At 63.7% G+C, this 26,048-nt stretch carries 22 protein-coding genes; 11 read left to right on the forward strand and 11 right to left on the reverse strand.

The features are described 5' to 3' along the window. Nucleotides 1-24 precede the first annotated feature (24 nt). From ACMCNM_RS25490 to yccS, 6 genes are all read left to right on the forward strand, one after another. Nucleotides 25-1,467, forward strand: a complete 1,443-nt coding sequence (locus ACMCNM_RS25490; protein WP_412765644.1) for a TldD/PmbA family protein — start codon at nt 25-27, stop codon at nt 1,465-1,467. Further along, the gene (locus ACMCNM_RS25495) at nt 1,467-2,798 is read left to right on the forward strand and encodes a TldD/PmbA family protein (protein WP_412765645.1); all 1,332 of its coding nucleotides are present in this window, start codon (nt 1,467-1,469) and stop codon (nt 2,796-2,798) included. The genes ACMCNM_RS25490 and ACMCNM_RS25495 overlap by 1 nt, the downstream gene beginning before the upstream one ends. A 129-nt stretch (nt 2,799-2,927) precedes the next feature. Next, nucleotides 2,928-4,355 carry a multidrug transporter subunit MdtD gene (mdtD, locus tag ACMCNM_RS25500; RefSeq protein ID WP_099455526.1) on the forward strand — a complete coding sequence of 476 codons (1,428 nt, stop codon included), beginning with the start codon at nt 2,928-2,930 and terminating at the stop codon, nt 4,353-4,355. A 112-nt stretch (nt 4,356-4,467) separates the two neighbouring features. Next, complete coding sequence (gene dbpA / locus ACMCNM_RS25505; protein WP_238348880.1) at nt 4,468-5,805, forward strand: ATP-dependent RNA helicase DbpA; 1,338 nt, start codon at nt 4,468-4,470, stop codon at nt 5,803-5,805. 136 nt (nt 5,806-5,941) lie between these two features. Next, complete coding sequence (locus tag ACMCNM_RS25510) at nt 5,942-7,123, forward strand: NAD(P)/FAD-dependent oxidoreductase (protein WP_099455527.1); 1,182 nt, start codon at nt 5,942-5,944, stop codon at nt 7,121-7,123. An 82-nt stretch (nt 7,124-7,205) separates the two neighbouring features. Further along, nucleotides 7,206-9,389: a YccS family putative transporter gene (yccS, locus tag ACMCNM_RS25515; protein WP_099455528.1), complete on the forward strand. Its 2,184-nt coding sequence runs from the start codon at nt 7,206-7,208 to the stop codon at nt 9,387-9,389. A 114-nt stretch (nt 9,390-9,503) separates the two neighbouring features. Here the strand turns inward: yccS and ACMCNM_RS25520 are convergent, their stop codons facing one another. Beyond that, nucleotides 9,504-10,241 (reverse strand): substrate-binding periplasmic protein, encoded by a 738-nt coding sequence (locus ACMCNM_RS25520; RefSeq protein ID WP_186677294.1) that lies wholly within the window; start codon nt 10,239-10,241, stop codon nt 9,504-9,506. A 220-nt stretch (nt 10,242-10,461) separates the two neighbouring features. Here ACMCNM_RS25520 and ACMCNM_RS25525 point away from each other — a divergent pair, with 220 nt between their 5' ends. Continuing rightward, nucleotides 10,462-10,914 (forward strand): GNAT family N-acetyltransferase, encoded by a 453-nt coding sequence (locus tag ACMCNM_RS25525; protein WP_412765646.1) that lies wholly within the window; start codon nt 10,462-10,464, stop codon nt 10,912-10,914. A 177-nt stretch (nt 10,915-11,091) separates the two neighbouring features. Here ACMCNM_RS25525 and ACMCNM_RS25530 read toward each other — a convergent pair whose 3' ends face one another. The 9 genes from ACMCNM_RS25530 to tkt form a co-directional block, all read right to left on the reverse strand. Continuing rightward, nucleotides 11,092-11,388 carry a winged helix-turn-helix domain-containing protein gene (locus tag ACMCNM_RS25530; RefSeq protein ID WP_003249396.1) on the reverse strand — a complete coding sequence of 99 codons (297 nt, stop codon included), beginning with the start codon at nt 11,386-11,388 and terminating at the stop codon, nt 11,092-11,094. A 12-nt stretch (nt 11,389-11,400) separates the two neighbouring features. Further along, entirely contained in the window at nt 11,401-11,901 is a 501-nt protein-coding gene (locus ACMCNM_RS25535) for a M48 family metallopeptidase (RefSeq protein WP_186677289.1), read from the reverse strand. Between the two features lie 39 nt (nt 11,902-11,940). After that, a complete protein-coding gene (locus ACMCNM_RS25540; RefSeq protein WP_412765647.1) occupies nt 11,941-14,070 on the reverse strand; it encodes a putative bifunctional diguanylate cyclase/phosphodiesterase in 2,130 nt (709 codons plus the stop codon). Between the two features lie 208 nt (nt 14,071-14,278). Beyond that, nucleotides 14,279-15,343 carry a class II fructose-bisphosphate aldolase gene (gene fba, locus ACMCNM_RS25545; RefSeq protein ID WP_008093958.1) on the reverse strand — a complete coding sequence of 355 codons (1,065 nt, stop codon included), beginning with the start codon at nt 15,341-15,343 and terminating at the stop codon, nt 14,279-14,281. Between the two features lie 100 nt (nt 15,344-15,443). Continuing rightward, nucleotides 15,444-15,773, reverse strand: coding sequence for an MliC family protein (locus tag ACMCNM_RS25550; protein ID WP_027592466.1), 330 nt, complete (start codon nt 15,771-15,773; stop codon nt 15,444-15,446). A 178-nt stretch (nt 15,774-15,951) separates the two neighbouring features. Next, nucleotides 15,952-16,203, reverse strand: a complete 252-nt coding sequence (locus ACMCNM_RS25555; protein ID WP_099430618.1) for a hypothetical protein — start codon at nt 16,201-16,203, stop codon at nt 15,952-15,954. Continuing rightward, complete coding sequence (locus tag ACMCNM_RS25560; RefSeq protein ID WP_412765648.1) at nt 16,203-17,366, reverse strand: phosphoglycerate kinase; 1,164 nt, start codon at nt 17,364-17,366, stop codon at nt 16,203-16,205. Before ACMCNM_RS25560 ends, ACMCNM_RS25555 begins: the two co-directional genes overlap by 1 nt. 12 nt (nt 17,367-17,378) lie before the next feature. Then, a complete protein-coding gene (epd, locus tag ACMCNM_RS25565; protein ID WP_186677283.1) occupies nt 17,379-18,440 on the reverse strand; it encodes an erythrose-4-phosphate dehydrogenase in 1,062 nt (353 codons plus the stop codon). 190 nt (nt 18,441-18,630) lie between these two features. Next, the gene (gene tkt, locus ACMCNM_RS25570; protein ID WP_412765649.1) at nt 18,631-20,628 is read right to left on the reverse strand and encodes a transketolase; all 1,998 of its coding nucleotides are present in this window, start codon (nt 20,626-20,628) and stop codon (nt 18,631-18,633) included. Between the two features lie 225 nt (nt 20,629-20,853). On the opposite strand from tkt, the gene ACMCNM_RS25575 reads away from it, so the two are divergent. From ACMCNM_RS25575 to ACMCNM_RS25590, 4 genes are all read left to right on the forward strand, one after another. Then, nucleotides 20,854-21,846 (forward strand): ArsR/SmtB family transcription factor, encoded by a 993-nt coding sequence (locus tag ACMCNM_RS25575; RefSeq protein WP_412765650.1) that lies wholly within the window; start codon nt 20,854-20,856, stop codon nt 21,844-21,846. Nucleotides 21,847-21,865: 19 nt separating this feature from the next. After that, the gene (metK, locus tag ACMCNM_RS25580) at nt 21,866-23,056 is read left to right on the forward strand and encodes a methionine adenosyltransferase (RefSeq protein WP_027592460.1); all 1,191 of its coding nucleotides are present in this window, start codon (nt 21,866-21,868) and stop codon (nt 23,054-23,056) included. Nucleotides 23,057-23,200: 144 nt separating this feature from the next. Next, a complete protein-coding gene (gene ligB, locus ACMCNM_RS25585; RefSeq protein ID WP_412765651.1) occupies nt 23,201-24,901 on the forward strand; it encodes an NAD-dependent DNA ligase LigB in 1,701 nt (566 codons plus the stop codon). A gap of 131 nt (nt 24,902-25,032) precedes the next feature. Beyond that, nucleotides 25,033-25,425, forward strand: coding sequence for a DUF1090 domain-containing protein (locus ACMCNM_RS25590; RefSeq protein WP_027592459.1), 393 nt, complete (start codon nt 25,033-25,035; stop codon nt 25,423-25,425). Nucleotides 25,426-25,547: 122 nt separating this feature from the next. Here ACMCNM_RS25590 and ACMCNM_RS25595 read toward each other — a convergent pair whose 3' ends face one another. Further along, nucleotides 25,548-25,994: a c-type cytochrome gene (locus tag ACMCNM_RS25595; protein ID WP_412765652.1), complete on the reverse strand. Its 447-nt coding sequence runs from the start codon at nt 25,992-25,994 to the stop codon at nt 25,548-25,550. Nucleotides 25,995-26,048 lie beyond the last annotated feature (54 nt).

Raw genomic sequence — 26,048 nt, forward strand, 5'->3', positions numbered from 1 at the left:
CACCACTGACTCGGAGGTTCCCGCATGTTTGATTCCAGCGCCCTGTTGCGCCAGCGCTTTGCTGGGCTGCGCAGCACGGCAGAGTTGTTTTCCCTGCGTCATGTGAAGCAGTCGTACCAGGCATTGTCTGTGCGTCGCAATGTGGCCGAGCCGCCCTTCTTCAGCCAGGACGAGGGCGCCATGCTTACCGTGCGGGTCAGCGGCGTTGAGGCCTATGCCGCCACCGCCGACCTGTCCCAACAAGGCTTGCAGCAGGCGCTCGAACGCGCCGAAGCGCTGGCCCGGCAGATCGCCAGGCATATCCTGCTGGACCTGCGCGACCAACCGGTGACCAGCGCACGCCACGACCATGTCTCGCCCAACTTCGACCAGCCACTGCCCAACCTCGCCGATTGCCTGGGCCTGCTCGCCGCCGAGTCGGCCAGCGTGCCCCAGGACAGCCGCCTGGTGGATTGGCAGGCCGGCCTGGACATCACCCTGGTTGAACAAACCTACCTCAACTCCGCCGGCGCCGAACTGCGCCACGCCCAGCGCTTCCTGTTCCCAGGCCTGAGCGTGACGGCCAGCGACGGCCAAGACAGCCAGAGCCGCAGCCTGGGCCGGGACAACTTTGGCCAGCAGGGGGGCTTCGAGGTCATCGAGCGCTGTGGCCTGGTCGGCGCCGCCCGCCGGGTCGCCGACGAGGCGCTGCAACTGCTGCTGGCACCCAATACGCCCAGCGGCCCGCGTGACCTGCTGCTGATGCCCGACCAGATGATGCTGCAGATTCACGAGTCCATCGGCCACCCGCTGGAGATGGACCGCATTCTCGGCGACGAGCGCAACTACGCCGGCACCAGTTTCGTCAACGCCAGTGACTTCGGCCACCTGCAATACGGCTCGAAGCTGCTCAACGTGACCTTTGACCCGACCATCGGCGAAGAACTCGCCAGCTACAGCTACGACGATGACGGCACCCAGGCCAGCAAGCAGTTCCTGATCCGCGATGGTGTGCTACTGCGCCCGTTGGGCGGCGCCCTGTCGCAGTTCCGCTCCGGCCTGGACGGCGTGGCCAACAGCCGTGCCTGTGGCTGGAACCGCGCACCGATCGACCGCATGGCCAACCTCAACATCGAGCCGGGCGACCGCTCGCTGGCGCAGCTGGTCAAGGGTATCGAGCACGGCATCCTGATGCGCACCAACCGCTCCTGGTCCATTGACGATGCCCGCAACAAGTTCCAGTTCGGCTGCGAGTGGGGCCAACTGATCGAAAACGGCGAGCTCAAGGGCATCGTCAAGAACCCCAACTACCGCGGCATCTCGGCGCAGTTCTGGCGCAACTTGTCCGCCGTCGGCGACGCCAGCACCTTCCAGGTGCTCGGTACGCCCAATTGCGGCAAAGGCGAGCCCAACCAGGTGGTGCGGGTCGGCCATGCTTCGCCGGCCTGCGTGTTCAGCCAGATCGATGTCTTCGGAGGCGACGCCTGATGAGCGCCACACCCCAACACCGTTTCGAAAGCCTGCTTGGCGCCCTGCGCGATGCCCTGCAGCCGGGCGAACAATTCACCTTTGGCTACAGCGCCGAACAGTCACAGTTCGTGCGCTTCAACCATGCCAAGGTGCGCCAGGCCGGCGAGGTGAGCCAGGCCAGTGTGCAACTGCGCCTGATCTGTGATGGCCGCCAGGCCGAGCAGTTGATCACCCTGGGCGATGATGCCGTGCAGGACCGCGCGCGCCTGGCCGATGCCCTGGGCCAACTGCGTCAGACCTTGCCCCTGCTGGCCGTCGACCCCTACCTGCGCCTGGACGAAACCCCGTGGAACAGCCACAGCCAGCAAGACCACACGCTGCCGGAACTGGATGAAGTGCTGGCCTTGATCGAACGGGAAGCCGGCGACCTGGACCTGGTCGGCATCTACGCCGCCGGGCCGATCTGTCGCGGCTTCGCCAGCTCGTTCGGGGCCTTTGGCTGGCACCAGGCCAACAGTTTCAACATGGACTGGAGCCTGTTCCACAGCAACGGCCAGGCCGTGAAAGCCAACTATGCCGGGCAGGCCTGGAGCGCTGACGAGTTCGTCGCGCGCCTGCGCCTGGCCCGCGAGCAACTGGCGTTCCTGGGCCGCCCTGCCATCACCTTGAAACCAGGCAGTTACCGCGCCTACCTGGCGCCAGCGGCCATGGACGAGATCGCCGGCATGCTGTGCTGGGGCGGGTTTTCTGCGCAGGCCCTGGCCACTGGCAACAGCGCCCTGCAGCGCCTGTATAACGGCGATGCGCAGCTGAGCCCGCTGGTCAGCTTCGACGAGCAAGTCAGCGGCTCGCTGAGCCCGGCGTTTTCGGATGAGGGGTCACCCCGCCTCGATGTGCCGCTGATCCAGCAAGGCCAAGCCGTGCAGCGCTTGATCAGCGCACGCAGTGCGGCCGAGTTCGCGCTCGTGGCGAATGGTGCCGACAGCTACGAGTCGCCCTGCGCCTTGAGCCTCGCGGCGGGCAACCTGGCCAGTGAAGCAATCCTCGAACGGCTGGGCACCGGGCTGTATATCAGCAACTTGTGGTACCTGAACTACTCGGACCTGCCAGCAGCACGCATGACCGGCCTGACCCGTTTTGCCACCTTCTGGGTGGAGAATGGCCAGATTCAGGGGCCGGTAAGCACCATGCGCTTCGATGACAGCCTGTACAGTTTGCTGGGCAGCCAGCTGGAGGACCTGACGCGCGAGCGCGAGATGATCTTGTCTACCAGTACCTATGGACAGCGCAGTACTGGGTCGAGTCATTTGCCAGGGGCGCTGGTCAAAGGCCTGACCCTGACATTGTGATAGGCATTACCGGCCCTTTCGCGGGGCAAGCCCGCTCCCACAGCGATGTCACCCCATTCGAGGGCAGTGGAGATCCTATGGGAGCGGGCTTGCCCCGCGAAGAGGCCGGCACAGACAAAAGAGGACGTCATGCCTGATCGTGCACCGCTGGACCCCGTCACCGCCCGCTGGATCCCCTGGGTCGTGGCCATCGCTTTCTTCATGCAGTCCCTGGACGGCACCATTCTCAACACCGCGCTGCCGGCCATGGCGCGCTCGCTGGAAGAGGACCCGCTGCGCATGCAAGGCGTGATCATCGCCTACATGCTCACCGTAGCCTTGCTGATCCCCGCCTCCGGCTGGCTCGCCGACCGCTTCGGTACCAAGCACATCTTCTTCAGCGCGATCCTGTTGTTCAGCTTCGGCTCACTGCTATGCGCCGCCGCCGACAGCCTCGGTTTTCTGATCATGGCCCGAGTCGTTCAAGGCCTGGGCGGCGCATTAATGCTGCCGGTCGGCCGGCTGGTGGTACTGCGCGCCTACCCCCGCACCGAGCTGGTGCGGATCATGAGCTTCATCACCATCCCCGGCCTGCTCGGCCCCCTGCTCGGCCCAACGGTCGGTGGCTGGCTGGTGGAAATCCTCAGCTGGCACTGGATCTTCCTGCTCAACCTGCCGGTCGGTGCCATCGGCTGTTATGCCGTGTGGAAGTTCATCCCTGACCTGCGCGGCGCAGAGCGCACCAGCTTCGATGGCCCGGGCTTCCTCTTGTTCGGCGCGGCGATGGTGCTGATCACCATCGCCATGGAAGGCTTGGGCGAGTTGCACTTGCCGCACTTGCGGGTGATGTTGCTGCTGTTCGCTGGCATGGCCTGCCTGGCCGCCTACTGGCTGCGGGCCGGGCGCGATCCCGAGCCGCTGTTCTCGCCCAGCCTGTTCCGCGTGCGCACCTTTGCCATCGGCATCCTCGGCAACCTGTTCGCGCGCCTGGGCAGCGGCGCCCTGCCCTTCCTCGTACCCTTGCTGCTGCAGGTGGCACTGGGCTATTCGCCAGCCCAGGCAGGCATGAGCATGATCCCGCTGGCTGCAGCGGCGATGCTGGCCAAGTCCATCGCCCGGCCGCTGATCGAGCGCTTCGGCTACCGCATCATCCTCACCGGCAATACCCTGCTGCTGGGCCTGCTGCTGGCCAGCCTCGGCCTGGTCGACGAGCAGACGCCCTACGCCGTGCTGCTGATACAACTGGGCCTGCTCGGTGCCGTGAACTCCATGCAGTTCACGGCCATGAACACGGTAACCCTGATCGACCTCGACGATGCCAGCGCCAGCAGCGGCAACAGCCTGCTGTCGGTGGTCGCGCAACTGGCGCTGAGCCTGGGTGTGGCTTGCGCGGGTGCATTGCTGGGCGGCTTCACGGCGGCCGGCAGCGCCGAGGGGGTGGAAAGCACCTTGGGCGCCTTCCAGCTGACCTTCGTGACCATCGGCATCATGGCCATGCTGGCCGCAGCCATCTTCCTGCAACTGGCGCCGACAGACGGAAGGCGTGCCCGTCGTCCGGAACAACACATGGAGTCGTAGGGCGAATGGCCATGAGGCTGGTAGACTGTGCGGCATTTTTCGCTTCGCCACACAGGCCCGCCTCGTGACCACCGAATCCACCGCCTTTGCCACCCTGCCGCTGTCCGCCGCCATGCTGGCCAACCTGGACGCCCTCGGCTATACCTCGATGACGCCGATCCAGGCACAGAGCCTGCCGGTCATCCTCAAGGGCCAGGACCTGATCGCCCAGGCCAAGACCGGCAGCGGCAAGACCGCTGCGTTCGGCATCGGCCTGCTGAACCCGATCAACCCACGCTATTTCGGTTGCCAGGCGCTGGTCCTGTGCCCGACCCGCGAGCTCGCCGACCAGGTCGCCAAAGAGTTGCGCCGGCTGGCGCGCGCCGAAGACAACATCAAGATCCTGACCCTCTGCGGCGGCGTTTCGCTCGGCCCGCAGATCGCGTCGCTGGAGCACGGTGCGCACATCATCGTCGGCACCCCGGGGCGCATCCAGCAGCACCTGGATAAAGGCACCCTGGTACTCGACGGGCTCAACACGCTGATCCTCGACGAAGCCGACCGCATGCTCGACATGGGCTTTTTCGACGCCATCGCCAGCATCATCGGCAAGACCCCGGCCCGCCGCCAGACCCTGCTGTTCTCAGCCACCTACCCGTCCGGCATCAAGCAGCTTGCCGCAGACTTCATGCGCAACCCGCAGCAGGTCAAGGTCGAAAGCCTGCACACCGACAACCAGATCGAACAGCGCTTCATCGAAATCGACGCGCAACAGCGCCTCGAAGCGGTGACCCGCGTGCTCGGCCACTATCGCCCGCAATCGTGCGTGGCGTTCTGCTTCACCAAGCAGCAGTGCGAAGACGTGGTCGCCCACCTCACGGCCAAAGGCATCGTCGCCCAGGCCCTGCACGGTGACCTCGAACAGCGCGACCGCGACCAAGTGCTGGCCATGTTCGCCAACCGCAGCAGCTCGGTGCTGGTGGCGACCGACGTGGCCGCGCGCGGCCTGGACATCGACGGCCTGGACATGGTGCTCAACGTCGAGCTGGCGCGTGACGCCGAGATCCACGTGCACCGTGTCGGCCGCACCGGCCGTGCCGGCGAGAAGGGCGTTGCGGTCAGCCTGGTGGCCCCGGCCGAGGGCCACCGCGCCCAGGCCATCGAAGCGTTGCAGAAGAGCCCGCTGCGCTGGGACCAGCTGGACAGCCTGAAAAATAAAGGCGGCGAGCCGCTGCTGCCGGTGATGAGCACCTTGTGCATCGCTGCCGGGCGCAAGGACAAACTGCGCCCAGGTGACATCCTCGGCGCATTGACCGGCGATGCCGGCATCCCGGGCAAGCAGGTGGGCAAGATCGCCATCTTCGATTTCCAGGCCTTCGTGGCAGTGGAACGGGCACTGGCCAAGCAAGCGATGCAGCGCCTGAACAGCGGCAAGATCAAAGGCCGGGCCCTGAAAGTCCGCATCATTTAAAAAACTATTGGGGCCGCTTTGCGGCCCTTTCGCGACACAAGGTGGCTCCTACACGGGTTACGCGATCCCCTGTAGGAGCGGCCTTGTGTCGCGAAAGGGCTGCAAGGCAGCCCCAGCAATCTTCAAGAGGTAACCCGTGCACACCACCGACGTGATCATCCTCGGCGCCGGCGCCGCCGGCCTGATGTGCGCCCAGCTCAGCGCCCGCCGTGGCCGCCGGGTACTGCTGCTGGACCACGCCAACAAGCCAGGCAAGAAAATCCTCATGTCCGGCGGCGGGCGCTGCAACTTCACCAACATGTACACCGAGCCTGCCAACTTCCTTTCGCACAACGCGCACTTCTGCAAGTCGGCGCTGGCCCGCTACACCCAGTGGGACTTCATCGAGCTGGTGGCCAAGCATGGCGTGCCGTATCACGAGAAGAAGCTCGGGCAGCTGTTCTGCGACAACAAGGCCAGCGACATCCTCAACATGCTCCTGGCCGAGTGCGACGAGGCCGGTGCCGAGTTGCGCATGGACACCAGCATCTCGCACATCGAGAAAACCGAAAACGGCTACCTGCTGCAAACCAGTGCCGGGCAGTTCGCCTGCCAGTCGCTGGTGATCGCCACCGGCGGCCTGTCGATCCCGACCCTGGGCGCTACCGGTTTCGGCTACCAGGTGGCGCGCCAGTTCGGCCACACCCTGCTGCCGACCCGCGCCGGGCTGGTGCCCTTCACCATCACCGAGCCCCAACTCAAGGCACTGTGCACCGAACTGTCGGGCACCTCGCTGGACTGCACGGCCAGCTGCAACGGCACCAGCTTCCGCGAGAACCTGCTGTTTACCCACCGCGGCCTGAGCGGCCCGGCGATTCTGCAGATCTCCTCGTTCTGGGAGGCCGGCGACACGGTGGAGATCAACCTGCTGCCGGACCGCGATGCACTGACCTGGCTGCAACAGCAGCAGGCCGAGCGCGCCAACGCGGAACTGAAGACGGTGCTTGGCGAGGTGTTCACCCGCAAGCTGGCCAACCTGTTGGCCGAGCAGTGGTTCGAATCGAAGCCGATGAAGCAGTACACCCCGGCAGAATTGGCCCAGATCGCCGAAAAACTGGCAGCCTGGCAGGTGGTACCGGCTGGCACCGAGGGCTATCGCACCGCCGAAGTGACGCTGGGCGGCGTGGACACCCGCGAGGTGTCGTCCAAGACCATGGAGTCGCTCAAAGCCCCGGGGCTGTACTTCATTGGCGAGGTGCTGGATGTCACCGGCCACCTGGGCGGTTTCAATTTCCAGTGGGCATGGGCATCGGCTAACGCTGCGGCGCAGTTCGTGTAGAGTAGAATCCATTCAGCAGCACGGAACGCTTCTTGCTGGTCCGTGCGGCACTGTATTCATTCGATCACAGCCCAAGGCCATCATGTCATCGAGCTCGTTCCGTCAGTCACTGCGTCGCCTGTGGGGCCAAGACAAGTTCAGCTACAGCATCAGGGTTACGGTCGCCCTCACCGGCAGCATGGCCTTGTGTTGGTACCAGGATGAAATGGCCCTGCTGATCCCCTTGTTCCTGGGCATCATCGCCAGTGCGCTGGCCGAAACCGACGACAGCTGGCAAGGCCGGCTCAGCGCGCTGGCGGTAACCCTGGTGTGTTTTGCCATCGCCGCGCTGTCAGTCGAGTTATTGTTCCCCTACCCCTGGATCTTCGCCGGCGCCCTGGCCCTGGCGGCCTTCGGCCTGACCATGCTCGGTGCACTGGGCGAGCGCTATGGTGCGATCGCTTCAGCCACGCTGATTTTATCGGTGTACACCATGATCGGCGTGGACCAACGCGGCGGCCAGGTGAATGACTTCTGGCACGAGCCAATGCTGCTGGTGGCGGGCGCAGCCTGGTACGGCCTGCTGTCGGTGCTGTGGCAAGCGTTGTTCTCCAATCAGCCGGTGCAGCAAAGCCTGGCCAAACTGTTTTTCGAGCTGGGGCGCTACCTCAAGCTGAAGGCCAACCTGTTTGAACCCATCCGCAACCTCGACCTGGAGGCCCGCCGCCTGGAGTTGGCCCAGCAGAATGGCAAGGTGGTCGCGGCGCTCAACGCTGCCAAGGAAATCATCCTGCACCGGGTCGGCAACAGCCAGCCAAATTCCAAGGTCAGCCGTTACCTGAAACTGTACTTTCTGGCCCAGGATATTCACGAACGCGTCAGCGCCTCGCATTACCCGTACAACGCCCTGGCCGAAGCGTTCTTCCACAGCGACGTGATGTTCCGCTGCCAGCGCCTGCTGCGCCATCAAGGCTCCGCCTGCCAAGACCTGGCACGCTCGATCCGCTTGCGCCAGCCGTTCGTGCTCGACAGCCGGTTTGCCGACACCCTGGAAGACCTCAACGCCTCTCTGGAGCACTTGCGCAACCAGAACAACCCGGCCTGGCGTAGCCTGCTGCGGTCGTTGCGGGCACTGGCCGCCAACCTTGCCACCCTCGACCGCCTGCTGGGCGCCGCCAGCAACCCGGACAGCCTGGCCGATGCCAGTGACAGCAGCCTGCTCGACCGTTCGCCACGCTCGCTGAAGGATGTGTTGAGCCGCCTGCGCACCCAGCTCACGCCGACCTCGCTGCTGTTCCGCCACGCTCTGCGCTTGTCGCTGGCACTGTCGATCGGCTACGGCATGGTGCATTTGATTCACCCGACCCAGGGCTACTGGATCATCCTCACCACGCTGTTCGTCTGCCAGCCCAACTACGGCGCGACCCGGCGCAAGCTGGTGCAGCGGGTGTTCGGCACGGCCATCGGTTTGACGGTTGGCTGGGCCCTGTTCGACCTGTTCCCCAGCCCGATCATCCAGTCGATGTTCGCTGTGGTCGCCGGGGTGGTGTTCTTCGTCAACCGCACCACCCGGTACACCTTGGCAACCGCAGCGATCACCTTGATGGTGCTGTTCTGCTTCAACCAGATCGGCGACGGCTACGGCCTGTTCCTGCCGCGCCTGTTCGATACCCTGGTGGGCAGCCTGATCGCCATTCTGGCGGTGTTCCTGTTCCTACCCGACTGGCAAGGCCGGCGCTTGAACAAGGCGCTGGCCAACACCTTGGCCTGCGCCAGCGTGTACCTGCGCCAGATCATGCAGCAGTATGCCCACGGCAAACGCGACGACCTCGCCTACCGCCTGGCCCGCCGCAATGCCCACAACGCCGATGCGGCGCTGTCGACCACGCTGGCCAACATGCTCATGGAACCGGGGCACTTCCGCAAGGAAGCGGACGTTGGCTTCCGTTTCCTGGTGTTGTCGCACACGCTGCTCAGCTACCTCTCCGGGCTTGGCGCGCACCGCGACACCGCCTTGCCGGCGGAGGTGCAAGAGCTGTTGATCGAGGGCGCGGGGCAAAGCCTGGCCAACAGCCTGGATGAAATCGCCAATGGCCTGGCGGCGCGGCTACCGGTGGCGATCCACAGTGATGCCGAAGAAGCGCTGGCCAACGACCTGGAGCAGATGCCAGAAGAGCTGGATGAGCACCAACGGTTGGTGCAGACCCAGCTGGCACTGATTTGCAGGCAGTTGGGGCCATTGCGCACGCTGGCAGCGCACCTGGTCAAGGAAAGCGCGCCGGCCTAAATGCTATGTGGCCTGTGGCGGCCTCTTCGCGGGTAAACCCGCTCCCACAGGAAATGGGTATCGCTTGCGTGGGAGCGGGTTTACCCGCGAAGAGGCCAGCACGGGCATTAGAGGTCAAAAGCCATGCTGGCGTAACAAGCGCGCATAACTGCCATCAGCTTTCATCGCCGCAATCGCCTGTTCGAACCGTTCGACAATCTGCTGGTGTTGCGGGTGTTTCAGGCTGACCAGAATATGCAGGCTGTTCTGCGCCAGTGGCGGGTCGATCAGTTCCACACCATCACGCACCGCCTGCGGTTCGCGCTGCAGGTTGTAACGGGCCACGTATTCATCTTCTACCGCCAGGTTCACCCGGCCTGCCGCCAACATGCGCACGGCTGACGAGAAATTGCGCACAGGCACTTTGTGCAAGCGGGTGTCGCTGTCGAAATCGGGCGAGTAGGCATAGTCACGCACCACGGCAATGCTGTAGGGGTACAAATCGGCAGCATGCTGATAGTCAAACGCCTCACCCTTGCGCTTGAGCAAGCGGATGCGGTTAGTCAGGTAGGCGTCGGAAAACTGGCCGATGCGCGCACGCGCGTCGTTGCGCCAGGCATTGATCAACACGTCGTAACGCCCTTCGCCGACGCCCATCAAGGCCCGTGCCCAGGGCACTTCTTCGAACGCACTGGTGTATCCGGCCCGGGCCAGCGCCGTGGTGACGATGCTGGTCGCCAAACCGCCGCCGGGCATGCTGGTGTCGGTAAACGGTGGCCAGTTGTCCGCCACAAGCCGCAGCTTGCCGTAACCCTGGGCGGGCGAGGCCAGCATCACTGCCAGCAACCCCAGAACACAAAGCAGTGGCCGCATGCTCAAGTCCTTTCGCAATGGAGGGCACACACTGTGTAGGCGGTCTGCACCACAACTGCCGCTGAGCGTACACAAAGCTGCGGCCGAAGGCAGCGGGCAATAGTGTCATTTTGCCTCTATTTTGGCCGAAGGCTGCATGACACCGCCTGCAGCAATCAGCCACTCGTCGGTAGCCTTGGGATTTGCGATGATCGACGGATCATTCAAGGAGTTCCTGCCCATGTCCATTGACTGGCTTTGCAAGCACCACACTGATCTCGGCAAGGAGCAGCTCTATGCCATCCTGCAGTTGCGCACTGAAGTGTTCGTGGTCGAACAACGCTGCAGCTACCAGGAAGTCGATGGCCAGGACCTGACCGGCGACACCCTGCACCTGATGGCCTGGCAAGACGACAAGCTGGTGGCTTACCTACGCCTGCTCGACCCGCAATCCCAAGGGGGCGATGTGGTCATCGGCCGCGTGGTCACGTCACCTGCGGCGCGCGGGCTCAAGCTGGGGCATGCGTTGCTGCTCAAAGGGCTGGAGGCGGCCGAGCATTGCTGGCCGGGTACGCCGGTGTACCTGTCGGCACAGGCGCATCTGCAAGGGTTTTATGCAGGCCATGGGTTTAAGGCGGTGGGTGAGGAATACCTTGAGGATGACATTCCGCACATTGGTATGCGTAAAGGCTGAGAAGGCCCGGGGCGCTGTGGGAGCGGGCTTGCCCCGCGAACACCGGCGAAGCCGGTGCCATGCACCGCGTAGCCCCATTCGCGGGACAAGCCCGCTCCCACAATGACCATTGGTCTCTGCGCGGCAGCGCAACGCCAAGAAGCTGGGCAATCTCCCACAGGCCGGCTTTAGAGCACGTCACGGATACCCCAACACTTCGCGGATCTGGCGCAAATGCCGAATGATCCACTGCTTGTCGATCGCGCCCCAGTCATGAATGCGATAATGCCCGGCATGATTGCGCGCGCCTTCCTGCTGCTCGAACTCACAGACGATGTCCAGGTCGGCCAGGGCGGCGATGGTGTCCTGGGCCGTGCGGCGTGGCATGCCGGTGGCCTCCATCAGCGCCGGCACGCTGGTCGCGGTCTGGCTGTCGATCAGCCAGGCCACGTACAGGCGGCGGTAGAAGCTGCTCTTGGTCTTGCTCACTTCCATGCTGCATGGTCCTTAACAGTTGCCCGGCAGCTCCCGATAGGTCAGGTAGACGCGCAGGTCGAATTCAAGTTGATGGTAGTCCGGCTCCATGTGCTGACAGAGCTGGTAAAACGCCTTGTTATGGTCGCGCTCACGCAGGTGCGCCAACTCGTGCACCACGATCATGCGCAAAAACTGCGGCGCGGCCTCCTTGAACAAAGCGGCGATGCGGATTTCCTTCTTCGCCTTGAGATTGCCACCCTGCACCCGGGATACCGCCGTGTTCAGCCCCAACGCTCGGTGGGTCAGGTCCAGGCGGTTGTCGAACAGCACCTTGTCCAGGTTGGGCGCACTGCGCAGGTACTGCTGCCGCAACGCCTGGGCATAACCGTACAGCGCCTTGTCGCTCTGCACGTCATGGCGGTCGGGGTAACGACGCTGCAGGTACTCGCCCAGGCGGTCGCTGTCGATCATCTGCCGCACCTGCTCTTGCAGGTGCGGCGGGTAGGCTTGCAGGTAACGTAATACGGTCATGGCAGTGCATTCGGCGTGACGAAGGGCGATTCTAGCCAATCATGGCCGAGGCCAGGAGAAAATCGCCGGGAAGCCGCTGGCATCCGCTGCGGTCATGGGGTGCGCCACCAGAAAACCCTGCACGTAGGCGCAACCGTTTGCCTTCAGCCACGCAGCCTGGGCCGGGGTTTCCACACCTTCGGCGATCACTGTGATGCGGTAGTCGGCGCACAGACTCACCACGCTGCGCACCAGCGCGGCGTCCACGGCTGAGTCCGGCAGGCGTGCCACCAGGTGGCGGTCCAACTTCAGGGTATCGATCGGTAAATCCCGCAGCATGCGCAACGAGCAGTCACCTGCGCCAAAATCATCCAGCGCCACCCGCACGCCCAGCTCACGCAGGCGGTGTATCTGCTTCACCGCCGCGTCGATGTTGTACATCAGCGACGTCTCCGCGACCTCGACTTCAAGCTGCGCGGGGTCAAGTTGATAGTCCAGGATCACCCGCTGCAGCTCCTCGACCAGGCCCGGCATGACGAACTGGGCACGGCTCAGGCTGATACCCAGCACCAGGTCGCGAGGGAAACGATCGCACCAGGCCTGGCGCTGCGCTGCCCCCTGACGGTAGATCCAGCTGGCCAGGCGGTTGATCAGCCGGGCCTCTTCCAGCAGGGGGATGAACAGCCCCGGCGGCACATCGCCAACGCTGGGGTGCTGCCAGCGCAACAACGCCTCGAAACCGCGCAAGTGGCCATCGGCGAAGCCCACCTGGGGTTGATACACCAGGCTAAAGTCCTGCTGTTCGATTGCTGCCCGTACACCGTCTTCAAGCATTAACCGTGAACGTGCGCGGCCATTGAGCTCGTGGTCATAGAAGCGGTATTGCTGGCGGCCAGCCTGCTTGGCCGCGTACATCGCCGCATCGGCTGCGCGCAGCAGGCCCTCGACGGTGGCGCCGCAGTCGGGGTACGTGGCAATGCCGATGCTGACCCCAAGGCACACATCCAGCCCTTCCACCTGCTGGCTGATGGCGATGCGCTCAAGCAAGCGCTCGGCGTAACGCCCGGCCTGCTCGGGGTAAGGCAAGCTATCGAACAACGCCGTGAACTCATCACCGCCCATCCGTGCCAGCAGTGCTTCGCTACCCAGGCAGTCCTTGATTTGCTCGGCGACCCAGCGCAGCACGCGATCACCCGCTTCATGGCCCAACGAGTCGTTGATCCGCTTGAAGCCATCCAGGTCCATGTACATCAGCGCCTGCGCCTTGTCCGAGCGCTCGTTGCGCAGCAGCACGCCCTCGGCGGCCTGGTAGAAGCCGCGGCGGTTGAGCAGGCCGGTCAGCGGGTCGGTTACCGCTTGGTATTCGAGCTGTTGGTGGAGGTTGCGCACCACCGACATGTCCAGCACCGTCACCACCATCGCCTGCTGATCGGCCGGCAAGGGTGCACACGACAGCGCGACCGGTACCAGTTCGCCCCCCAGGGTGCGTAACTGAGCATCGTGCACGCGGAAGATCCGCCGCCCCAAGTAGGCCTGGTAGAAGTCCGACTCGCTCCACAGGTTGGCGTTGGCCATTTGCACCAGGTCAAGCAACTGGGCGCCCTGCAACTGCTCCACTGGCGCTGCCAGCAAGCGTGAAATGGCTGGGTTGGCGAAACTGATGGTGCCGGCAGCATCTACCACCAGAATCCCTTCGGCGGCGTTTTCCAGAATCGAAGCGTTGAACGCCCTGGCTGTTTCCAGCTCGCGGGTCAGTTGCTGCAACATGCGCCGGTTGCGTTGCTGATCGAGCAGGGCCTGGACCTTGGGCTTGAGAATCTGCGGGTCGAACGGCTTGAACATGTAGTCCACCGCGCCACTGGCGTACCCCTTCAGCACGGCGGCATCGGACTGTTCGTTAGCGGTAAGGAAGATGATCGGGGTCAGCCGCGTGCGCTGGCTGCCGCGCATCAGCCGGGCGACTTCGAAGCCGTCCATTTCTGGCATCTGTACATCCAGCAAGACCAGGTCGACGTCGTGTTCGAGCAAGGCACTCAGGGCTTCCACCCCCGAACTTGCGGTCAATACTTGCCAATCCTGCCGGGCCAGCAAGGCCCGCATACTGATGAGGTTCTCGGGGTAATCATCTACCACCAGTAGAACCGAGCTGCCACCATCCCGTGGCTGTGGTTGAAGGTGAGCGCCATCCATGCTGCTTCTCTATTGTGTGACCGACTTCAAATCACGATTGGATCCGATAAGTACTCTAGACCCGGGCCTGTAACTCGCAATGCAATCAGAACGCTATCAGTGCATAAACTGTACGGTAGCCGACTAACGGTTGCTCTGCCGTGAATACGGGTTATCGCAGGCATAAAAAAACCCGCATCTCTGCGGGTTTTTCAGTACTACCAGCGAATCAATTGACCTTGGCGGCCAATTCACCTTTCAGGTAACGCTGGAACATGCCTTCCAAGGAGATCGGCTTGATCTTGGAGGCATTGCCGGCGGTGCCGAACGCTTCGTAACGGGCGATGCACACGTCACGCATGGCTTTGACGGTTTCACCGAAGAACTTGCGTGGGTCGAACTCGCTTGGGTTCTGGGCCATCAGGCGACGCATGGCACCGGTGGAGGCCAGGCGCAGGTCGGTGTCGATGTTGACCTTGCGCACGCCGTGCTTGATGCCTTCGACGATTTCTTCAACCGGCACGCCGTAGGTTTCTTTGATGTCGCCGCCGTACTGGTTGATGATCGCCAGCCACTCTTGCGGTACCGAAGAGGAACCGTGCATCACCAGGTGGGTGTTAGGGATGCGCTTGTGGATTTCCTTGATGCGGTCGATCGCCAGCACGTCACCGGTCGGTGGCTTGGTGAACTTGTAGGCGCCGTGGCTGGTGCCGATGGCGATGGCCAGGGCGTCGACCTGGGTCTTCTTGACGAAGTCGGCGGCTTCTTCAGGGTCGGTCAGCATCTGGCTGTGATCCAGCACGCCTTCAGCGCCAATACCGTCTTCTTCACCGGCCATGCCGGTTTCCAGCGAACCCAGGCAGCCCAGCTCGCCTTCTACCGAAACGCCGCAGGCGTGCGCCATGGCAACGGTCTGCTGAGTAACGCGGACGTTGTACTCGTAGTCGGTTGGGGTTTTGCCGTCTTCACCCAGCGAGCCGTCCATCATGACCGAGCTGAAGCCCAGCTGGATCGAGCGCTGGCACACGTCAGGGCTGGTGCCGTGGTCCTGGTGCATGCACACCGGGATGTGCGGGAACTCTTCGATCGCGGCCAGGATCAGGTGGCGCAGGAAGGGCGCACCGGCGTATTTACGGGCACCTGCCGAAGCCTGCACGATGACCGGAGAGTCGGTCTTGTCGGCGGCTTCCATGATTGCGCGCATTTGCTCGAGGTTGTTGACGTTGAAAGCTGGAACGCCGTAACCGAACTCGGCGGCGTGGTCCAGCATCTGGCGCATGCTAATGAGTGCCATTGTGTATCTCTCTCCCGACAAGCGTCGTTTGTTTCGTGCAAGCCTGCCGCAGGGGCGGTTGCTGTTCAAGTAGTGTGGGCCACCTGGGCGGCCCGGCCAGTCACGGTGCCTTGCAGCCCCGCCCTATCAGATCGTTGGTTGCCACCCAGTACACCAGGCCTTCTTCGCCTTTGGTGTGGAAGGCCAGCACGCCATCGCTGTACATCGCGCCCGACGCGCTCGGCTCGGACTTGAGCCGGTAGACCTGGTCGCCGCCGCCAAGGCGTACGTCGACCGAATCTTGTTGTGCATCCGCGAAGCGCCACAGCACTTCAGTCTGGGTGTCACAGACCCAACGGGTCCAGTTATCTGCCGGGGCGGGTTGCGCCGGCTGCAGCAGTGAGCATCCTGCCAGTGTCGCCAGGGCCGCGATGGCCATAAGCGCTTTCATCTCATTACTCCGCTAAGGGCTGCTTTGCAGCCCATCGCCGGCAAGCCGGCTCCCACAGGTACCGCACCACCCTAAGGGCATGTGCAAGGCCTGTGGGAGCTGGCTTGCCGGCGATGGGCCGCACAGCGGCCCCAGTGTTGAAGACCTTCAAACCCAGCTTAGGTGCCCGAGAACCCGATCAAGGGCAACCAGGCGCCTTGTGCTGGTGGTCTTCGTCATACTTTTCCAGGCCATCCGGACCCAGGCGCTTGTTGATGACCGGTACGGTCTCAGCCTGCCACTCGGACTGGTAGCAGCCGCCCTTGGGCGACCGCGACGCGGCTTCATCCGAAGACGGGCTGCTGGAGCACGCGCTCAGCATCCCGGCCAGAATCATCACAGGCAATTGCTTGACCATCAGGTCGCTCCCTTTGCCAAGCGCCAACGTCATCAGGCCTTGGCCCGCTCTTCCAGGATTGCCACAGCCGGCAGGACCTTGCCCTCGACGAACTCGAGGAACGCGCCACCACCGGTAGAAATGTAGGAGATATCGGCGCCAACGCCATATTTGTCGATCGCCGCCAGGGTGTCACCACCGCCCGCGATGGAGAACGCGGCGCTTTCGGCGATGGCTTTGGCCAGCACTTTGGTGCCGTTGCCGAACTGGTCGAACTCGAACACGCCAACCGGGCCGTTCCACAGAATGGTCTGCGACGACTTCAGCAGCTCGGCGAAGTTGGCAGCGGTTTGCGGGCCGATGTCCAGGATCATGTCGTCAGCGGCAACGTCGGCAATGGCCTTGACGGTCGCTTCGGCGCTTTCGGCGAATTCCTTGGCAACCACCACGTCGACCGGCAGCGGTACGTTGACCTTGGCAGCGATGGCCTTGGCGGTGTCGACCAGGTCAGGCTCGTACAGCGACTTGCCGACGGGGTGGCCAGCAGCCGCCAGGAAGGTGTTGGCGATGCCACCACCGACGATCAGCAGGTCGCAAACGGTGCTCAGGCTGTTCAGCACGTCGAGTTTGGTCGACACCTTGGAGCCCGCGACGATGGCCGCCATTGGCTTGGCCGGGGCTTTCAGCGCCTTGCCCAGGGCATCCAGCTCGGCGGCCAGCAGTGGGCCGGCAGCGGCGACTTTGGCGAACTTGGCCACGCCATGGGTCGAACCTTCGGCGCGGTGGGCAGTGCCGAACGCGTCCATCACGAACACGTCGCACAGGGCAGCGTATTTCTGCGCCAGCTCGTCGGCGTTCTTTTTCTCGCCCTTGTTGAAGCGCACGTTCTCGAACAGCACCAGGTCACCGGCCTTGACCTCGACACCGTCCAGGTAGTCGGCGATCAGCGGCACGTCACGGCCCAGGGCTTTGCTCAAGTAGTCGGCGACCGGCTTGAGGCTGTTCTCAGCAGAGAATTCACCTTCGGTCGGGCGGCCCAGGTGCGAGCAGACCATTACCGCTGCACCCTTTTCCAGGGCCAGCTTGATGGTCGGCAGCGCTGCCAGGATACGCGCGTCGCTGGCTACCACACCGTCCTTCACAGGCACGTTGAGGTCTTCGCGGATCAGTACGCGTTTACCTTGCAGGTCGAGGTCGGTCATCTTCAACACGGTCATGAATGCAGTCCTTCAGGGCTGTTTGTTGCGGGTTGGTTGAACGACGTGCAGATAGTGTTCGGCAACGTCGAGCATACGGTTGGCGAACCCCCATTCGTTGTCGAACCAAGCCAGCAGGTTTACCAGGCGGGGGCCGGAAACACGGGTCTGGCTGGCATCGACGATCGCCGAATGCGGGTCGTGGTTGAAATCACAGCTGGCGTGGGGCAGCTCGGTATAGGCCAGCAATCCTTTGAGCGGGCCCTCCAGCGCTGCCTCGCGCAGCACCCGGTTGACCTCGGCGGCGCTGGTGTCGCGGGCGGTCTGCAGCGTGATGTCCAGGCATGAGACGTTGACGGTCGGCACGCGTACCGCTTTGGCCTGAATTCGCCCGGCAAGTTCCGGCAGCAGCCGCTCGATGCCGCGCGCAAGGCCCGTGGACACCGGGATCACCGACTGGAACGCAGAGCGCGTACGGCGCAGGTCTTCGTGGTGGTAAGCGTCGATCACCGGCTGGTCGTTCATCGCCGAGTGGATGGTGGTGATCTGCACGTATTCGATGCCGAACGCCTGGTCCAGCACGCGCAACAGCGGCACGCCGCAGTTGGTGGTGCAAGACGCGTTGGACACCAGGCGCTCGTTGCCCGTCAGGCATGCCTGGTTGATGCCGTACACCACCGTGGCGTCCACGTCCGCCTCGCTGGCCATGGGCTGCGAGAACAGCACCCGTGGCGCGCCGGCATCGAGGAATCGCTGGCCATCGGCGCGGGTGTTGTAGGCGCCGGAGCACTCCAGCACCAGGTCGATATCCAGGGCGGCCCAGTCGATGCCTTCCGGGGTGGCGCTGCGCATCACCTTCACGCAGTCGCCGTTAATATGCAGACAGTCACCGTCGACTCTCACTTCCCCAGGGAAACGCCCGTGGGTGGAGTCGAAGCGTGTCAGGTACTCGAGGCTGGCCTGATCGGCCAGGTCGTTCAACGCAACAATCTCGAAACCGGCCTTCGCCCCCCGCTCGAACAACGCGCGCAGGACACAGCGGCCGATGCGGCCATAACCGTTGAGTGCAACTTTGTAGGGACGCGGGTGGGGCATTCGTAGGCTCGCTAACGCATGATGGCTGTTGGGGCCGCGGTGCGGCCCATCGCGACGCAAGGCCGCTCCTACAGGTACCGCGCCATCATCGGGGCTGCGCAGTACCTGTAGGAGCGGCCTTGCGTCGCGATGGAGGGCAAAGCCCTCCCCTTGCACGACCTGGAGGGCATCACTGCCCTCCATTTTCACATCAGTCTTCCAGCAGCTCTTCGGCGGTGCCCAGGATATTCTCCAGGGTAAAGCCGAATTCTTCGAACAATGCAGAGGCCGGGGCCGACTCACCGTAGGTGGTCATGCCGATGATACGGCCTTCCAGGCCGACGTACTTGTACCAGAAGTCGGCGTGGGCAGCTTCGATGGCGATGCGCGCCCCCACTTCCAGTGGCAGTACAGACTGCTTGTAGGCAGCGTCCTGGGCGTCGAACACGCTGGTGCACGGCATGGAAACCACGCGGACCTTGCGGCCTTGCTCGCTCAGCTTGTCGAAGGCCTGAACCGCCAGGCCCACTTCGGAACCGGTGGCGATCAGGATCAACTCTGGCTCGCCAGCGCAGTCCTTGAGGATGTAACCACCACGGCTGATGTCAGCGATCTGCTGGGCGTTACGGTCCTGATGCTGCAGGTTCTGACGCGAGAAGATCAGCGCCGATGGGCCGTCTTTGCGCTCCAGGGCGTTTTTCCAGGACACGGCCGATTCGACCGCGTCAGCTGGGCGCCAGGTGTCCAGGTTCGGCGTGCTGCGCAGGCTGGTCAGCTGCTCGATCGGCTGGTGAGTCGGGCCGTCTTCGCCCAGGCCGATGGAGTCGTGGGTGTAGACGTGGATCACGCGCTGCTTCATCAGGGCCGACATGCGCACCGCGTTGCGGGCGTATTCCATGAACATCAGGAAGGTCGCGCCGTAAGGCACCAGGCCGCCGTGCAGGGCAACGCCGTTCATGATCGCGGTCATGCCGAACTCGCGTACGCCGTAGTAGACGTAGTTGCCGCTAGCGTCATGGGCGTCGACGCCCTTGCAACCTTTCCACAGGGTCAGGTTGGAACCGGCCAGGTCAGCCGAACCGCCGAGGAACTCAGGCAGCAGCGGGCCGAAGGCGTTCAGGGCATTCTGGCTGGCCTTGCGGCTGGCAATGGTCTCGCCTTTGGCAGCGACTTCGTTGATGTAGGCCTGGGCCTTCTCGGAGAAGTCAGCCGGCAGCTCGCCGCTGTCACGGCGCTTGAACTCAGCAGCCAGCTCAGGGTACGCCTTGGCGTAGGCGTCGAAGCGCTGGTTCCACTCGGCTTCAGCTTTGGCACCGGCGGCCTTGGCGTCCCACTCGGCATAGATGTGGGCCGGGATTTCGAACGGGCCGTGGTTCCAGTTCAACTCTTTACGGGCCAGGGCGATTTCGTCGTTGCCCAGCGGTGCGCCGTGGCAGTCTTCCTTGCCCTGCTTGTTCGGCGAACCGAAGCCAATGATGGTCTTGCAGCAGATCAGGGTCGGCTGATCGCTTTTGCGTGCAGTCTCGATCGCGGTCTTGATCTCGTCGGCGTCATGGCCGTCGACGTTGCGGATCACCTGCCAGTTGTAGGCTTCGAAACGCTTCGGCGTGTCGTCGGTGAACCAGCCTTCGACTTCGCCGTCGATGGAGATGCCGTTGTCGTCGTAAAAGGCAATCAGCTTGCCCAGGCCCAGGGTGCCGGCCAAAGCGGCGACTTCGTGGGAGATACCTTCCATCATGCAGCCGTCGCCGAGGAACACGTAGGTGTTGTGGTCGACGATGTTGTGGCCGTCACGGTTGAACTGTGCGCCCAGGACTTTTTCCGCCAGGGCGAAGCCCACGGCGTTAGCCAGGCCTTGGCCCAGTGGGCCGGTGGTGGTCTCCACACCTGGGGTGTAGCCGTATTCCGGGTGGCCCGGGGTACGGCTGTGCAGCTGGCGGAAGGCCTTGAGGTCGTCGATCGACAGGTCATAGCCGGTCAGGTGCAGCAGCGAGTAGATCAGCATCGAGCCGTGGCCGTTGGACAGCACGAAGCGGTCACGGTCGGCGAAGCTTGGGTTGCTCGGGTTGTGCTTCAGGTAGTCACGCCAAAGCACTTCGGCGATATCCGCCATGCCCATAGGGGCACCTGGGTGGCCGCTGTTAGCCTTTTGCACGGCATCCATGCTGAGGGCACGAATGGCGTTGGCACGTTCACGACGGCTGGGCATCGCTGATCTCCTGGGGCTGAAAGGTTGTGATACGAAAAAAGGCGGCCATTTTCGCCCACTGGGGGGCTGGGGGCAAACATTTAAGCGTCAAGCGGCACGCTTTAAGCGGCAAGGTGCATGCAAGCATGGGCTGGGGCCGCTCTATCCTTGCAGCTCATCGCCAATATCAAAACTTTTTGATATTGGCCTTGCGGGTGCCACGATGCCTGTCTAGACTGCCGCCCCATGAACCTCCGTGCGCAATCGATCCCTCAGCGAAGCGACACCCTGGCCGCCTTGTGCAAAGCCAGTGGCGACGCGCTGCGCCTGAATGTTTTGCGCGCATTGGCCAGCGATTCGTTTGGCGTGCTCGAACTGGCGCAAATCTTCGACATCGGCCAGTCCGGCATGAGCCATCACCTGAAGGTGCTGGCCCAGGCCGAGCTGGTGGCGACCCGGCGCGAGGGCAACGCGATTTTCTACCGCCGCGCCCTGCCCGACAGCCTACGCCTGGGCGGGCGTCTGCACACGGCGTTGCTCGAAGAAGTCGACGACCTGACCTTGCCACCTGCAGTGCAGGCGCGCATCGCCCAGGTACAGCAACGCCGCGCAGCCACCAGCCAGGACTTTTTCCTGCGCGTGGAAGAAAAATTCCGCGCCCAGCAAGACCTGATCGCCGGCCTGCCGCAGTATCGCGAAAGCCTGCTGGCGCTGCTCGACAAGCTGAACTTCGCGCCCACCGCCAGCGCGCTGGAAGTAGGCCCCGGCGACGGCGGCTTCCTGCCGGACCTGGCACGGCGCTTCGCCATGGTGACCGCCCTGGACAACAGCCCGACCATGCTCGAGCTGGCCCGCCAGGTCTGCCAGCGTGAGCGCCTGGACAACGTGAACCTGCAGTTGGCCGATGCACTGAATGCAACGGATGTGGCAGCCGACTGCGTTGTGCTGAACATGGTGCTGCACCATTTCAGCGACCCGGCCCTGGCCCTGCGCCAGCTGGCCAAACGGGTGAAAGCGGGCGGCAGCCTGCTGGTCACCGAACTGTGCAGCCATGACCAGGGGTGGGCGCGCGATGCCTGCGGCGACCTCTGGCTGGGCTTCGAACAGGACGACCTGGCCCGTTGGGCCAATAGTGCCGGGCTGGTCCCCGGGGACAGCCTCTATGTGGGCTTGCGCAACGGTTTCCAGATACAGGTCCGCCATTTTCAGCGGGCGACTGGCGACATACACCATCGGTAAATTTTAGGAACCCTTCGAGATGAGCGAATACTCCCTTTTCACCTCCGAGTCCGTGTCCGAAGGGCATCCGGACAAGATCGCCGACCAGATTTCGGACGCTGTCCTTGATGCCATCATCGCTCAGGACAAATACGCCCGCGTGGCCTGCGAAACCTTGGTCAAGACCGGTGTCGCCATCATCGCTGGCGAAGTGTCCACGTCCGCCTGGGTCGACCTCGAAGAACTGGTACGTAAAGTCATCATCGACATCGGCTACAACAGCTCCGACGTCGGCTTCGACGGCGCCACCTGCGCGGTGATGAACATCATCGGCAAGCAGTCCGTGGACATCGCCCAGGGCGTCGACCGCTCCAAGCCGGAAGACCAGGGCGCTGGCGACCAGGGCCTGATGTTCGGTTACGCCAGCAACGAAACCGACGTGCTGATGCCAGCACCGATCTGCTTCTCGCACCGTCTGGTCGAGCGCCAGGCCGAAGCGCGCAAGTCGCGCCTGCTGCCGTGGCTGCGCCCGGACGCCAAGTCGCAGGTCACCTGCCGTTACGAAAATGGCAAGGTAGTCGGCATCGACGCGGTGGTCCTGTCGACCCAGCACAACCCTGAGGTCTCGCAAAAAGACCTGCAGGAAGCGGTGATGGAGCTGATCGTCAAGCACACCCTGCCGGCCGAACTGCTGCACAAAGATACCCAGTACCACATCAACCCGACCGGCAACTTCATCATCGGTGGCCCGGTGGGTGACTGTGGCCTGACCGGCCGCAAGATCATCGTCGACTCCTACGGCGGCATGGCCCGCCACGGTGGTGGCGCGTTCTCCGGCAAGGACCCGTCCAAGGTAGACCGTTCCGCCGCCTACGCCGGTCGCTACGTGGCCAAGAACATCGTCGCTGCCGGCCTGGCCGAGCGTTGCGAGATCCAGGTCTCCTACGCCATTGGCGTAGCTCAGCCAACCTCCATCTCGATCAACACCTTCGGTACCGGCAAGGTCTCCGACGACAAGATCGTCCAACTGGTGCGCGAGTGCTTCGACCTGCGTCCGTACGCGATCACCAAGATGCTCGACCTGCTCCACCCGATGTATCAGGAAACCGCGGCCTACGGCCACTTCGGCCGCACCCCGCAGCAGAAGACAGTCGGCGACGACACCTTCACCACCTTCACCTGGGAACGCACCGACCGCGCCCAGTCGCTGCGTGACGCTGCCGGCCTGTAAGTTTCCTACAGCGCTGGACGAAAGCCCCTGCCGAGCAATCGGCAGGGGCTTTTTTGTGACATATCGGCTGACAACTGTTCACGGCAATCGGCACCCAGCCTGCCTAGGCTGAGGGTTCCCACCCGCCATGCAAGGATGCTGGCCATGCCGTTCATGCTGTTGTTCGCACTGCTGCTATCGCTACATGCCTCGCTGGTGCACGCCAGCCCCTGCCCCGACTGGGACGCCAAACAAGCCCACGCCGAGGTCACCCACCTTCGCAGCACGATTGCCCAATGGGACGACGACTACCATCGCCTGGGCATCATCCAGGTAGCAGATGAACTGTATGACCAGAGCCGGCAACGCCTGGAACACTGGCAGCAATGCTTCGGCCTGCAGGCGCAACCCGCGCCACTGGCCACGGCGCGCGGCCCGATTACGCACCCCGTCCCGCATACAGGCGTCGACAAGCTGGGCGACGAGCAGGCCGTCGGCCGCTGGATGGCCGGCAAGGCTGGCCTGTGGGTGCAGCCGAAGGTCGATGGGGTGGCGGTATCCTTGCTCTACCGACAGGGGCAACTCGTACAGTTGCTGAGCCGGGGTGACGGGGCCCAGGGGCACGACTGGAGCCGCCACATCCCGCACCTCGATGCCATTACCCGGCAACTGCCCCAGGCCCTTGACCTGGTGTTGCAGGGTGAGCTGTATCTGCGCCTGGACCAGCACGTGCAAGCCCAGGCGGGCAGCGCCAAGGCGCGGGGCACCGTGGCAGGGCTGCTCGCCCGCAAGCAGCTCAGCGCTGAACAAGGCGCCAGCATCGGCCTGTTCGTCTGGGATTGGCCACAGGGCCCCAGCAGCCAGGCCGAGCGCCTGTCGCAGCTGGCCCAACTGGGCTTCCCCGACAGCCAGCGCTACAGCGTTGCCATCGACTCCATCGCCGATGCCGCACACTGGCGCCAGCACTGGTACCGCTCACCTCTGCCCTTCGCCACCGACGGCGTCATCCTGCGCCAGAGCAGTCGGCCTCCTGCCGAGCGTTGGCAGGCCAAGCCGCCCTACTGGCTGGCAGCCTGGAAATACCCCTACGCCCAAGCCTTGGCAGAGGTACGTGAGGTACGCTTCCGGGTCGGTCGCACGGGCAGGGTCACGCCGGTGCTGCGCCTGCACCCGGTCACACTGGACGACCGGCTGATCACACAGGTCAGCCTGGGCTCACTGGCACGCTGGCAGCGCCTCGACATTGCGCCGGGTGATCAGGTAGCAATCAGCCTGGCCGGCCTGACCATTCCGCGTTTCGAGCACGTGGTGCACCGCGCGGTCCAACGCCAGCCGGTGGAGGCGCCGCAACCGGGGCGCTACCACCCCCATAGCTGCTGGCACGCAGACGACGGTTGCGACGAGCAGTTCATTGCGCGGCTTACGTGGCTCAGTGGCAAGCAGGGGCTGGCAATGCCGCGCACCGGGCCAGGTACGTGGCAACGCCTGGTCGGGGCTGGGTTGGTCACTTCGATGACGGATTGGCTGCAACTCGACGCTCAGCGCCTGGGCCAGGTACCGGGCATCAGCGACGCCACCGCCACGCAGCTGCTGCACGCCTTCGAAGGCGCCCGATCACAGCCCTTCTCCCGCTGGCTGCGCGCGCTTGGCGCACCCGTACCGGGTGGCATCCAGCTCGACGGTGATTGGGCGCAGCTGTCCTCGCGCACGGCCGATGAGTGGCACGCCATGCCGGGTATCGGCGCAGTGCGCGCGCGTCAGCTGGAAGCGTTTTTTACGGCCAACGAAACTCAAGCCATTGCGGCGCAGTTAAACGAGGCCGGCGTGAACGCGTTCCAAATCAGCAACAAACCGCTCGCGCAATGATTTTTTACCAAATCCCACGCAAGGAAAGTCTGAGTTTCGGCCATAAAAAACCAACAAGGGTTTCTAAATAGGAAAAACCAAGGCAGGATTTCCCCCAACTTTTCTGCCCCGCCCCGTTCAGGAGGCTTTTCATGAAACGTATTTCGACTCTTTTCTTGCTCGCAACACTGGGCCTCGCTGCTGGCGCCGTGCAGGCTGCCGAGCCGGATGCTGGCCTGACTGGCTGCGCGGCCAAACGCAGCGCCATCGAGAACCAACTGAAGATTGCCCGCGAACACGGCAACAGTGACCAGGTTGCGGGGCTCGAGCAGGCACTGGAAGGTGCAAAAAACTGTACAGAAACCAGCCTGCGCAAAGAGCGTGAACAAAAGGTGCTCGATGCGCGCCATGAGGTCGCGCAACGCGAAAAAGACCTGAAGAAGGCCGAAAAGAAAGGCGATGCTGAAAAGATAAACAAGCGTAAAGACAAACTCGCCGAGTCGCGCAAAGAACTGCAGGAAGCGGTCGACGAACTCGACCGCTGAGGTGCAGCGTCCGTGAGCGCCTTATCGCCGGCAAGCCGGCTCCCACGGGTACTCCACTGCTCTCAAGGGCTGTGTATTTCCTGTGGGAGCTGGCTTGCCGGCGATAAGGCCCTTACAGGCGATCAATGATTGCGGAATTCAGTATGGCAAGCCTTGCACCCAGCCTCGACCCTGTCCATCGGTCCCTTCAACTGCGCCGCCTCCAGCGGCTGGCCCCGGGTAGCATCGACCAATTCACCGGTCACGCCCTCCAGTTGCCGGGCAAGGTCATGGAACCGCGCCTGACGCTCCCACACCTCCGCTCGCGCGCTGCTGTCACCACCATCGCGCGCTTGGGGGAAGTGCTGCCACGGCTGGTGCGACAGGCTGTCGAGCTTCACGGCCCCGTCGGAGAACTTCACCCCGTCGAACGGCAAACGGCCGCGCAGCATGCCACCCAGGTCCTCGCTGGTCTTGAGCATGTCCTTGAAGATCGCCTTGCGCTGGCCCAGCGGCGAGTTCGGGTCCACACGGTCACAGGCACTCAGGGCAAGGGCTGCGAGCAGAACAACGGTCAATCGCTTGAACATCACGGTCACTACGGCCTACGAAAATGGGCGGCCAGTATCGCTGGCCAAGGGCCA

Origin of the sequence: Pseudomonas sp. NGC7, assembly GCF_047159675.1 — a bacterium.
Lineage (GTDB): Bacteria > Pseudomonadota > Gammaproteobacteria > Pseudomonadales > Pseudomonadaceae > Aquipseudomonas > Aquipseudomonas kermanshahensis.